Source organism: Aestuariibacter sp. GS-14, from assembly GCF_006494365.1.
Taxonomy (GTDB): Bacteria; Pseudomonadota; Gammaproteobacteria; order Enterobacterales; family Alteromonadaceae; genus Alteromonas; species Alteromonas mangrovi.
On the sequence record NZ_VHIP01000007.1, the window covers coordinates 213,882 to 226,167 of the forward strand.

General features: G+C 50.9%; 7 protein-coding genes. All 7 read right to left on the reverse strand.

Annotation, left to right across the window (positions count from 1 at the left end; all coding sequences use genetic code 11):
* Window positions 1–320 precede the first annotated feature (320 nt).
* The 7 genes from FJ444_RS13415 to FJ444_RS13445 all read right to left on the reverse strand — a co-directional run bounded on the left by FJ444_RS13415 (window position 321) and on the right by FJ444_RS13445 (window position 12,149).
* Entirely contained in the window at window positions 321–2,240 is a 1,920-nt protein-coding gene (locus tag FJ444_RS13415) for a methyl-accepting chemotaxis protein (RefSeq protein ID WP_140958912.1), read from the reverse strand.
* Window positions 2,241–2,427: 187 nt separating this feature from the next.
* Complete coding sequence (locus FJ444_RS13420; protein WP_140958914.1) at window positions 2,428–3,741, reverse strand: sugar MFS transporter; 1,314 nt, start codon at window positions 3,739–3,741, stop codon at window positions 2,428–2,430.
* Window positions 3,738–4,868: an N-acetylglucosamine-6-phosphate deacetylase gene (gene nagA, locus FJ444_RS13425; RefSeq protein ID WP_140958916.1), complete on the reverse strand. Its 1,131-nt coding sequence runs from the start codon at window positions 4,866–4,868 to the stop codon at window positions 3,738–3,740. Before nagA ends, FJ444_RS13420 begins: the two co-directional genes overlap by 4 nt.
* Before the next feature lie 2 nt (window positions 4,869–4,870).
* Window positions 4,871–5,869, reverse strand: coding sequence for a glucosamine-6-phosphate deaminase NagB-II (gene nagB-II, locus FJ444_RS13430; RefSeq protein ID WP_140958918.1), 999 nt, complete (start codon window positions 5,867–5,869; stop codon window positions 4,871–4,873).
* On the reverse strand, window positions 5,866–6,744 hold the full coding sequence (locus tag FJ444_RS13435) for a BadF/BadG/BcrA/BcrD ATPase family protein (protein ID WP_140958920.1): 879 nt from the start codon (window positions 6,742–6,744) through the stop codon (window positions 5,866–5,868). The genes nagB-II and FJ444_RS13435 overlap by 4 nt, the downstream gene beginning before the upstream one ends.
* Before the next feature lie 60 nt (window positions 6,745–6,804).
* Window positions 6,805–9,309, reverse strand: coding sequence for a family 20 glycosylhydrolase (locus FJ444_RS13440; RefSeq protein ID WP_140958922.1), 2,505 nt, complete (start codon window positions 9,307–9,309; stop codon window positions 6,805–6,807).
* A gap of 110 nt (window positions 9,310–9,419) precedes the next feature.
* Window positions 9,420–12,149 (reverse strand): TonB-dependent receptor, encoded by a 2,730-nt coding sequence (locus FJ444_RS13445; protein WP_140958924.1) that lies wholly within the window; start codon window positions 12,147–12,149, stop codon window positions 9,420–9,422.
* Window positions 12,150–12,286 lie beyond the last annotated feature (137 nt).

Genomic DNA, 12,286 nt, shown 5'->3' on the forward strand with positions numbered 1-12,286 from the left:
GGGATGACGGGGAGAAGGAATGTATCCACACAGTCGTCCCGGAAAGTGCGGAGCACTTATCCGGGATCTAAAGCAACAGAACAGGGTTGTTTAAATATCGCGGCCTGTTTGAGAGGATCCCGGAACAAGCCCGGGATGACGGAGAAGGGATGTATCCACACAGTCGTCTCGGAAAGTGCGAAGCGCTTATCCCCATCCGTCGTCCCGGAAAGTGCGAAGCACTTATCCGGGATCTAAAGCAACAGAACAGGGTTGTTTAAATATCGCGGCCTGTTTGAGTAGATCCCGGAACAAGCCCGGGATGACGGATATCCTGGATCTTATAGCTTAAACTTGCTCACTTCGTCGTCGAGCTGCTTGGCAAGTTCTGCCATTGTCTTACTTGTTGCTACCATCTGCTTGGCCGAGCGCAGGTTATTGTCGCTGTTGTCGCTGATATCGTGAATATTGCGATTAATGTCTTCTACCACCACACTTTGTTCGTCGGTAGCGGTAGCAACTTGCGTATTAATGCCGTGAATAAGCTGAATGTCGTCGGCAATTTCTTTTAACATGGCGTCAATTTGCATCGCCGCATCTACCACATCTGTCGTTTGCTTATTGCTGATCCGCATTTGCTCAACGGCGGCTTGCGATTCTTGTTTGAAGCTGTCTATTTTGCGTTGGATTTCTTCGGTTGAGGTGGCTGCGCGTTGCGCCAGTGTGCGCACTTCATCTGCTACTACCGAGAAGCCGCGGCCGTGATCGCCAGCGCGCGCTGCTTCGATAGCGGCATTCAGTGCAAGCAGGTTCGTTTGGTCTGAGATGCCGCGAATGGTTTCTAAAATGCTTACAATGTCATCCGTATGCGCATCTAGTGATTCAATTACGCTGGTCACGTTATTGATTTGTCCGGCAAGTTGATTAATGGTGTTTACGGCCTGTTGTGTAAACGCCTGGCCATTGGCAGATGCACTGGCACTGTGGTTGGCACTGTTGGCCGCATCATGTGCAGATTGGGCGATCTCGTTCACCGTACTGCCCATTTGATTTAATGCTGTTGCTACCTGCATGGTGCGGTCGCGTTGTTTTTCGCTATTGGATTCAGTGAGTGCAGACTGCTCAGCTACCTGTGCGGCTGACTGTCGAATTTGCACACTGGTTGCGGCAACGTTGGTTAATATGCCATGCAGGCTGGCAGTAAACTGGTTGAATCCTTCTACCAGTTTGCGGGTTTCTTTCTGATCGGGCAGTGGAATACGCGTTGTTAAGTCACCCTGGCCATTACCCAATTGCGTAAATACACTCGCCAGGTTTTCCAGCGGCTTACTAATGCTACCAGCGAACCAAACGCCTAACATGGCAAATCCCAGTGCAATGATAACAGACCAGGTGATCATCGACACACTGGCACTGTTCATTTCAGTATAAAGCTCACTAACCGGAACCTGTGCGATTACATACCAGCCTGCGCTTGTTACATAGGTACTGGCAAATAGCATGTCCTCACCTTCTACTTCACCGCGTATAAGGTTGAAGTCTTGCTTGGTAAGCAATGTGCTGGCAATGGCGCTGGAGGTAATGTCTCGAAGATGTGATTTACCCAGTAAATCGGTATTGCCATGAGCATTAATAGTGCCCTTTTCGTCAGCCATGAAAATGAAGCCACTTTCGGCAATCTTTACGCTGTTAAGTACGGCCATCAAGTCGTCAACAGACTTGGCAACACCGGACATGCCCCGTCCATTTACCTGCTGGTAATTGGCAAATAGCCGGTAACCTTGTCCGGGTTCGTTATACAGGCTCAACGAAATCGGTTGGCCACTGTCTTTATAGGCAAAAAACCAGCCGTCGTATTGATCGTTTTTAAGTACGCGCAGAAAACCATCCTGATTCCAGTATTTGTGCGTTTGGCGATCGACAAAGGAGGTAACCGTAAGGTCGTTAAAACTTTTAAGCTGGCCCAGGTACTTTATCAACTGCGCCTCGCCCGCTGGGTTCGCACCCGCCTGAGACCAGGCAATGACGTCGGGATTATTGGCAATGGAGTAAGCAACAGACTTCATTACTGCCACTTCTTTATCTACCCGGTTGGCAACCTGCTTAACCATATTGGGTAACTGCACTGATTCCATGTTCTGCTCAACTAATTGTCTGGCAATATACTGCTGGATAGTCCCGACCAACAGGGTAGATGCCAGTACGGCAATCACCAGAATAAAAATTAATTTTTGTTTGATACTAAGGGATGCAAAACGCATGGGTAAAACTCTTCTGTGCAACATTAAAAACCAGACCGAATGGTCCAATCTAAAAGGTCTTAGCGGCAGTTACAAGCGAATTGGCGGAAAAAATACCTGATGTTTATGGGGTGTGAGAATGGTGTTAATCAAGTGTGCTAAATGCCCCTGAACAGTGCTTTTTTTGCTGTTCAGGGGCGTTGTTTTCTTACCAGTTACGCTTTTTATGGCCAATCAATGCGTAATAGCAAATGAAGGCATAGCCAGGTAACATCACAGCGTAGGCCGATTGCGCGTCGAGTGCGTCAGACAACCCGCCGTACACCAATGGCAGAATAGCGCCGCCGGCGATACCCATTATCAGAATAGCCGAGCCTTTGGGGGTGAACTTGCCTAAGTCAGCAAGCGCCAGCGGCCACACTGTCGGCCAAACCATAGCATTAGCCAGCCCCAGTAAGGCGATCAGGGCTACGGTATCAGGCAGAGTTTGAATGCCTGTCCAGCCCCACAGCACAGTGGATATCGTATGAGATTGGTCTGAACCCAGTATGATCCCGACGGTAAATACGATCCCCAATACACCAGACATCAACATGGCATTAGATTGGTTAATAAACCGGGGAATACAAAATAGTCCCAGGAAGTAGCCAATTACCATGGCGGTCATGGTAAATGACGTAAGAGATGTCGCATTGGCAACGCCCAGCGACGAGCCATATAACCCAATAGTATCACCGGCAATCACTTCAACGCCCACGTAACAAAACAGGGTGATGGCGCCCAGCACCAAATGCGGGAACTGCAACACGCCATTGGCTTGTGTGCTGTCGTTACTATCGTCACTCTCAAATTGTATATCCGGCAGATTCACGCGCATAAGACCCAAAGCCAGAATGCCCAGTGCGATAGCAATGCCAATATAAGGCTGAATGAGCTGACTCGACATCTCGTTTAACTGCGCTGTTCGCTCAGCTTCCGGCAGTTGAGCCAGGCTCACCTGACTCACATCGCTGAAGTTACCCAGCACCAACGCAGTAAACAACAGCGGTGCTAATACGCCTGCAAATTTGTTGAGTAAGCCCATAAAGGCGATGCGAGCAGCTGCACTGTCCTGCGAACCTAAGTGCACAATAAACGGGTTAGACGCGGTTTGCAGAATGGTGAGGCCGGAACCTACTACAAATTGGGCAATCAAAAACACCGCAAAGGTTTTACTTAGCGCTGCAGGCACAAACAGCAGGCAGCCGAAGGCAATCATTGCCAGCCCCAGCGACATGCCTTTCTTGTAACCCGTGACTTCCAGTATTTTGGCCATGGGTAAAGCCATTACCACATAGGCAACATAAAAACAGAACGCAATGAATAGCGCTTCCATTTCACTGAGTTCACAGACCATTTGCAGGAAGGGAATAAGTGCCCCGTTTAACCAGGTGACAAACCCAAAGATAAAGAACAACAGGCCAATGGTGAGAATGGGCATCAGGCTTTGCATGCCTGTGCGCGGTAGGGTTTGTGTTGTCATGCTGTCGCTTCCTGTTCTGCGGCTACCGGCTTACCGTGCAGCCATATGTTGTTTATTGTTAAGTTATTATCCAGTAACAGTAAATTAGCTTGCTGACCAATGGCAATGCTACCCAGCGTATTCTGCAACGACATAAACTGCGCCGGCGACAGACTGGCCATTTGGCTACACGCCGCCAGACTAAAGCCAAGGTCGCGATGGGTATTCAATACCGCCTGGTGCATGTCCAGGCATGAACCTGCGAGGGTACCGTCTGGCGTGGTCAGCTTGCCGCCGTGGCGGGTAATGGTGGTATCAAAAAAGGCCAGTTCATTCATATCACAGCCCACATGGGCCATGGCATCGGTAACCAGCATGATGTAATGCGGGCCCTTTGCTTTAATAGCCAGCGCCGCGCTTTGGGGGTGAACGTGGTGATGATCCACTATCAGGCCACAATATGCCGCACTGTTTAGCGCGGCGCCGACCATGCCGGGTTCGCGCGACTGTAGGGCAGACATGGCATTGTATAAATGAGTAAAGCCGGTGGCACCGGCATCGAGCGCGGCCTGAGTTTGTTCAAATGTGGCGTTGCTGTGCCCCAGTGCGACTACTACGCCTTCCGCGGTTAATTCCTGTATAAAACTCAACGGCACATTGTCGGGCGCAACGGTAACAAGCACTCTGCCTAAATCCTTGCGGGTCAGAATAGCCAGCTCTGAATCCTTTGGTGTACGAATATATTGTGCGTCATGCACGCCCTTTTTCTTGGTATGAATAAAAGGTCCTTCGTAGTGCACGCCCACAATGCTGGGGTGTTTACGCTCTATTGCTTCGGCAATGGCATCGGCCGCTTTTGCCATCACTTGCTCACAATCGGTAATGAGGGTGGGGAGCAATGACGTGGTGCCGAATTGCAAATGGGCACGGGCTAATACATCCAGGCTATGGTAGTCGAGGTGCTGGTTAAACAGTACGCCACCGCCGCCATTGACCTGGGTGTCAACATAGCCGGGTAGCAGCGTTCCGGCAGTCACTGGTAAATCGCCTGCTTCATCAATATGCGTGATCACGCCCTGCTCAATGGTGATGGCGGCATTATTTAACATGCCTGCCGGGGTGATGACGCGTTCAACACATAGTTTCATGGTTATACCGTTTGAGTCACTTTGTTTAATCCAGGCGGTGCATCGGGGTTTAAGCCCATGTCGGCGGCCACTTGTTCGATATCCAGATAGAAGCGCTGCATCAACAGCAGGGGCAGTAATCTGGGGTGCAATGCCTTGTTTATATTTGCCAGCTTAACAACTTTTGCGCGTCGTCGGCTAATATCTTCTATCATTGCGCGATGAAACGTGTGTGACTCGTCCTCAATCTCTAAGTCAATGATCGACAGTGGCTTTTCAGCCAGCGTAACCGGACCGTGAATAAATTCAGCACTGCTGAACGCTTCGGCGTGAATACCCAGTACTTCTTTAAGTTTAAGCGCCACTTCGCGGGCAATGGCGTAGCCAAATGCGCGGCCAAGTACTATACAGTTATGCACGCCGGTGAGATGTGCCTGCGTAAGCTGCTGTGGTTCATTGCATACGGCTTCAAGTGCCTCGGGAAGCTGATTCAGCGATGCTTTTAGCTCAGTATTGCCCGACCACTCAGCACATAGTTGCAGTAGCGCAGACAAGCTGGCCAGATAGCTTTTTGTGGCCGCTACGGCTTTTTCTTCGCCCGCTCGCACGGGCAACACTTCGTCACATAGCTCTGCCAGCGGTGAGTTTTCGTCATTTACGATGGCAACGGTATAGGCACCGCCCGCTTTGGCATCCTTGGCCTGACGCAGAATATCCGGGCTACGGCCCGACTGCGAAATCACGAGCACCAGCGCATTGGTAAGGTTTAGCTGCTTATTGAAAATGCCTGACACCGAGGGCGCAGCGGCGCATACCGGCAAGCCCAGTTCTACTTCGAACAGGTACTTACCAAATACACCGGCGTGATCGGAAGACCCGCGAGCAATCATCATGATCATGCCGGGCTTGCGTTGCTTTAAGGTATTTGCAAGGCGTTCACAGATCGCCTGGTTGTGGGTTAACTGGCCGGCAATGGCGCTGGCGGCTTGCCTGGCTTCTTTCGCCATAATACTGCTGGTCATTGAAAATCTCCTGCTTGTTTTGCCAGTAAAATAGCGCCTTCTTCAGGGCTGAGCTGGCAGGGTTGAATGCGGTCTTGAACCGTATTGCTTAACATGGGGTGGTAAAGTTCGGTCAGGCCGCCTATCAGGCACAGAGCCATTTCCGGTGTATTCAACACTTCGTCGGCGAGTAATTGCAGGTAACTCAGTCCTTCCTGTACGAAACCCTCAATAACACTGTCACCTTTGCGGTATAGCGGCAACAAAGGCAGCACGATGGCGGCATAGTCGTTGGAATTGAAACCTGCACAGGCTCGTACGATATCTTCAGCGCTGTTTGCCTGAAGGTGCTCGCATACGGCGTTAAATGTCGCGTCTTTTGGGGCCAGGCCGTCAAAGGCCAGCAAACTATGCTTCACGGCTTGCAAACCCAGCCAGGCGCCACTGGCCTTATCGCCGATGGGGAAGCCGTGTCCGCCAAAATCGGTGAAGCAGCCTGATGCATAGCGGGTGGCTGACGAGCCCGTACCACATACAATCACTGCGCCGTCATTCCCGGCATGCGCGCCAGCGCAGGCTGCGTGAAGGTCGCTTACCAGATGAACGTGTTTAAATGGCAACTGCTTTGCCATTAATGCCTGATGTGCGGAGGCAATGTTGGCGCCTGCTAATCCTGCGCATAACACAATCTGCTGCGTAGTGATGGATAGCTTTGCTGCCTCAACGGCTTTCGCTGTCGCATCCATTATGGAGGCGCAAGCTGTGTCCAGACTACGCATCACATTTGCAGGGCCGCTTTGACCCTTGGCCAGCAAGGTGCCGTCTGCGGATTCAAGGCGTACCCGGCAGCGGCTACCGCCGCCGTCTACGCCGATGAAATATAATTCGCTATTCATGCTTACATTTACTCAATGTCCCGGTTTGAACAGAGGTTCAAACTTACTAATTCAAAAGATTTACTGTGCTAGTGGTGAGTGAAGCTGCACCACTCTGCTGGTCTTGTTGGTATACAGTACCCGGGCTCGTACCATCATGGCTTCACCTATGCGCAGCGGCGCAGAGTAGCGGTGCCAGTGGACGCCGTCAGGGCTGTATTCCAGTGCCAGGTTGGGGAGTAGGGCACGTAAAAACAGTTGTTCATTGTCTTGCTTCACGCCCGGTGGAGGAACACGAACATTGATATCGTGGGCTATCAGGCGCGGGTAATGCCGTGTTGCCATGGCATGGGCAAATGATGCATAGTCGTTGTTCACTTCCCCGGCAAAGTTAGGCTGAGCCACCTTGCCTTCCCAGTCAGCGTGATGCCAGGCGCGTTCGGCAAATGCCAGCAGTCGTGGGAAGAGCATGTATTCCACGCTGTCGGGCGTGCGGGTTACTTCGGTCCAAAGTTGAGACTGCATGCCTGCAATGGGGAAGTCCCCCGATACCGGCGTATCTTCATAGGTTTTACCCATTCTGTCGGTCCAAAGCTGTGCCATTTGATGCATATCTTCTGGCATAAACTCGAACACTTTGCGAAGCGAGACTGACTTAGCTGCCCAATAATAGCCAGGCTCGAGCGGGTTGTTCTGGTATGGAAAATCAAAGTACAGCACGTCGGGTAAACTCAGTACCGTGGGCACCTTGGCATGCAGCCAGTGCGACACGGTTTTGGTGGCGCCCCAGAACAGGGTGTCCCATACGTTTACTTGTATTTGACTGTTGGTCAGGGCGGGTAACGCTTTGTCCATGCCATCGCTCCAGCCTGCCATGGTGAGCCCGTATCGATTACCCAGTTTTACCACCCGCTCAATGAACATTCCGGTGAGGTTTTCCTGATCCACACCGCTTGCCAAACAGGCCGGAGATTGGGTCCATGCCCCGGCGGTTTCATCTGCGCCCATGTGATAAGTGCGCAGCGGCACACCAGCCTCTGCATGCATCACTTTGAGTTCGTTAAGGACTTTATCTAAAAAGCGATAGGTACTGTCGATACAGGGATTCAGCGTATTGTCGTTGTAGAACTGTATCGAGCGGTATTGCGATGGGTCACCCGGCTCGGTGAGCAGGTACATGCGGGCCTGCTCGGGTTTACCTTGCGCCATCAGTTTGTTGTAGCGAACCTGCATCGACTTCACGGCAGCACGAACGTGCCCGGGCATATCAAACGACGGAATAACTTCGATGCCCAGGTTGTTTGCCTGTACCAACAGTTGCTGATAATCCGCAATCGTCAGGTAGCCATTATTGGGGCTGTTACGATCTGGCCCTGCACCTAATTGAGGTAGCAGACACTGTTGCTCGCTAAGATCATGGCAGCGATAAGCGCCAATGTCAGTTAACTCAGGTAGTCCTGGAATTTCCAATCGCCAGCCTTCGTCGTCGCTAATGTGTAGGTGCAACTTATTGAGCTTGAGAATGGCCATTTGCTCAATAATGGTGGTAAGTACTTGCTTACCGTTAAAGTTTCTCGCGATATCGATATGTACGCCGCGATAGTCAAATCGCGGTGCGTCTTCGATGTGCGTGTAATTAACGCGCTTGGTTTGCGGGTCTACTAACTGCGCCAGGGTTACCAATGCATAACCGGCTGCGTGTTCCGATGCGGCATGAATGGCTATGCCGGTTTCGTTGACTGTTAAGCGGTAGGCGTCCTGGTTGTTTAAGTCGCTAAAATCGCTTTCGTTAATGCGTATATCAACAGGCGCATAGTCAGTTTGCTCACCGACTGATAATCCCAATTGTGCTAATAACGGTTGCCATGCTGTTAATGCGGGCAAAGCTTGGGGTAGCCGGATACCTGTCAGGCTAAGAAATCCCAATTGTTCTGACTGCGATGTCACCTGCGGAATAATACGGTTGCGTGATTCCACTGCCCATTGCGCAGGCGCTTGATCATAGTCGTATTGCGCAGTTTCAAAGGGCAGGTTGTCGTCGTTGTTTCTGCGGTACTGTTCTGGCTTTGTCCAGCGCTGGGCATGGCCTGCTACAGGTAACTGTGAGTCAGCCCTGTGTTGTAGCTGTGTGCTGTCGATGACCACAGGTTCTAACTCACCTGAAACCAGATAATAATTGGGCATCACATCGGAGCGCGAGGCGTGCCAGAACGGCGCTTTAATGTTGATTGCTATCGAGGTGTTGGTATTTACCTCTTCCAAAAAATCGATGCGGTGCAAGTCGCCATTTATGTGGGTTACGCTTATGTTAGTGCTTTCGGCTACTGCATCGGCAATGGGCGACATATGGCTAAAGTACAGCGATGTGCCCTGGGCTACCGGAATATCCTGCGTAGATAACGTAAGCTGGGCAGTGAAACACTTGCCTTCCATGATGTCGGTGTTGCAAGGCACCTGTGCAATATTGTTTTGCACCTGGTAGCTCACAATCAGAGTGCGTCCCAGTTGATTGAGTTCGGGCTGTGTGGTTGCCAGTGCTTGTGCGCTCGCCAGGCACAATAGCCATCCCAGATAGTTCTTCATCATACTCACTGCCAGGTAAAAGAGTGTCGTTGTAATTATGGGTGTAGATGGGGCAGCTTATCAGGGATAAGACAAGCTGCCCATTAGCTGGTGGCTACCAGCGATGGCCGGGCTTAGAAGCTCATGCTCGCGCCCACAAACAGTCTGCGGCCGTTGGCACTTTGCGTGCCGCCAAGGCGCAGTCCGTCACTTTCCCTTACGTAGTAGTTTTCCCAAATTTCATCGGTAAGGTTGAGCGCTTCTGCTTTGATGGTCAGGTTTTCACTGTATTGCCAGCTAACCTGCGCATCTAGCTGAGCTTGTTCGTCGCGGTAGCGAGGACCAATCTCGGTTTGCGCAATAAAGTACTCTGAACGGTAGTTGTAGTTTAAGCGCGCGCTATACTCGTCTGCTTCGTAGTACACACCAATGTTGAACGAGTTCTTAGAGGTGTTCGGGAAGCTTACGGTACGGGTAGACAGGGTAGCGCCCACAATATTACCTGCATCGTCATACACAGCGGCCGCTTCATCAATTTCGGCATCTGCTACGTCGGTGTAGGTATAGTTGAAGTAACCACCAAAGCCGTTTTCAAACGCGTGTTGCAATTGGAATTCAAAGCCTTCAATTGCCGTTGTGCCACCGTTTTCAGGCGTGCTCAGCTGATTGATTTGCTGGCCGTTGATTTCTTTTGCCACGGTTTTGGTAAAGATGAAGTCGCTGATGTCTTTCTTGAACAAGGTGAAAGAGACCAGTGACGCGCTGTCGTAATACCATTCCACACCGGCTTCAAACTGGTTGGCTGTGAGTGGATTCAGACCTGGGTTACCCGCTGTACCTGAACTGGTTTCTGGTGTCAGGTTAACCGCTGGAGCCAATTGGAACGGCGCCGGGCGGGTGATTACTCGTGATGCCGCAAAGCGCAGCACAACATCTTCAGACAGGTCGTAAGCGATGTTTGCACTTGGCAGCCATTCGTTGTAATCACCGTCGTAAGCCACTGCCTGGCCACTGTTCAGATCGAACCCTTTTGACGTTGAGTCGGTTTCAACATAGCGCAAGCCAATGTTACCGCGCAGGCCATCAGTTGCGAATTTCGCCATGACATATAGCGCAGTGATGTCTTCTTCGATATCAAATGACGCATCTTTCAGATATACGTCGGAATTACGGCACAGACCACCTGAATTGCTGTCGTTACACTCTGCTACGGCATACAGCGCATTGTACATGGCGGTTTTATCCGGCATGAAGTAGCTGGCGGCTACGCCGTTAGTTTGTGCATGCTCTACATTTACCATATCGCCAGACCAGAAATCACTTGCCGGGCCCAGGCTGCCTTCACCAGTAGGGGCAAGGTTCGCCAAGTCAGTGCGGTAACGGTGCTGACCAAAGCTACGGTCACGCATTTTTAAACCGGTTTTGATTTCAGTTATGGCGCCCCACTCAACAAAGTGTGAGTAGTCGAGTTGCAGATAGTTTTCTTTATCTTCTGTGCTGTTAACCTGATCGAAGATACCGCCTAACCACATTTCATCGCCGGGATTCGCTAACCAAGGGCTTGCAGAGGTGAAATCAATATACGGGTTAGCGCCGCCTGGATTGTAGAAGTCAAAGTTGGCGCGCTCGTCGTCTGGTGTTACCCAAAACTCAGTAAAGAAATCTCGGTTTGTACCTTCGCCCGTTGTGGTACCCAACTGGAAGTGCAACTGGCCACTTGGCAGAGTATAGCGACCTTCAATGTCGAGTAATTCAGTAGACATTTCTGAACCGTCACGGAAGATGTTGTCGTAAGCCATATGGCGGGCCCAGCCCGGACGCTGCGGTAAACCGGTTACTTCCAGAGATTCTACTACGCCGTTACTTACTGTACCGCTGTTGGTGTCTTCGCCCATGTAGGCAATACCGCGGAACGGAATACCAATCAGGTTAGAGTTGACGTTGTCGGCTTCCATGGTGGATGAAAGATAGTGAACAGAGATGTCCAGATCGTCAGTGGGAAGCCATTGTGCAGTTACGTCGATACCCTGACGTTTACGATCCTGCTTAAACAATGCTGAACCCATACCCCATGGAATAGCGCCTTTGCTGCTGGCACCTTGTGGGGCTTCGATCAGTGGGTCGATACGTGGAATACTCGGACCAAACCAACCAAAATCTTCATTCGTTTCGCGGTGAACGGTACGCTGCTGATAACTGCCTGACACTAAAATACCAAACGTGCCGTCGTCGTTTTTCCAACTGTAAAGGCCTGAAAGCGATGGATCCGTTTCGGTAGAAATATCGTTATACTGAGCTTCTACCGATACCTGTGCGGAATTGGCATCCAGGTCCAATGGCTTGCGGGTACGCAGAATTACCGTGCCACCCAGCGCGCCTTCGTCGAGGTCGGCTTGAGATGATTTATACACTTCAAGGCCTGCTACCATTTCAGATGCCAGGATCTCAAAGTTAAAGTTACGCGTTGCGTCTGACAGCACGAACCACTGCGCCGTACCCACTGCCTGACCGTTCACCAATGTCAGGTTTTGGTCTGGCTGTACGCCACGGATGGTCACACCCTGACCTTCACCAAAGTCACGGTTGATAGTCACACCCGGGATACGGGATAAAGACTCCGCCACGTTTTTGTCGGGGAACTTACCAATGTCTTCTGCGGTAATGGCATCAACTACTGAATCAGAAAAGCGCTTGGTATTGATATTGGCTTTCTGACTGGCACGAATGCCACGTACTTCAATGATTTCTGTCGTATCGGCACCTTCTTGCGCAATTGCGCAAGGTACTGCAGTGGCTGCCATTGCTCCGACGGTGAAGGCGAGACGTAGCCCGCGAGTTAGTGTATTTATTTTATGTTGTTTCATCACTCAAATCCTTGTTCTTGTAAGGAATGTTCTCAGAAGAATGACAACGCTGTCATTTGACTCACAAATAAAATGACAGACGCGTCAGATTTCTTAAAAAATGGATGACAACGCTGTCATTGAGTGTTAACGTTACA

Coding starts and splice junctions, on each gene's coding strand:
- FJ444_RS13420 (WP_140958914.1), bottom strand. CDS start 3,741: ATGACAACACAAACCCTACCGCGCACAGGCATGCAAAGCCTGATGCCC.
- FJ444_RS13415 (WP_140958912.1), bottom strand. CDS start 2,240: ATGCGTTTTGCATCCCTTAGTATCAAACAAAAATTAATTTTTATTCTG.
- FJ444_RS13440 (WP_140958922.1), bottom strand. CDS start 9,309: ATGATGAAGAACTATCTGGGATGGCTATTGTGCCTGGCGAGCGCACAA.
- FJ444_RS13435 (WP_140958920.1), bottom strand. CDS start 6,744: ATGAATAGCGAATTATATTTCATCGGCGTAGACGGCGGCGGTAGCCGC.
- nagA (WP_140958916.1), bottom strand. CDS start 4,868: ATGAAACTATGTGTTGAACGCGTCATCACCCCGGCAGGCATGTTAAAT.
- FJ444_RS13445 (WP_140958924.1), bottom strand. CDS start 12,149: ATGAAACAACATAAAATAAATACACTAACTCGCGGGCTACGTCTCGCC.
- nagB-II (WP_140958918.1), bottom strand. CDS start 5,869: ATGACCAGCAGTATTATGGCGAAAGAAGCCAGGCAAGCCGCCAGCGCC.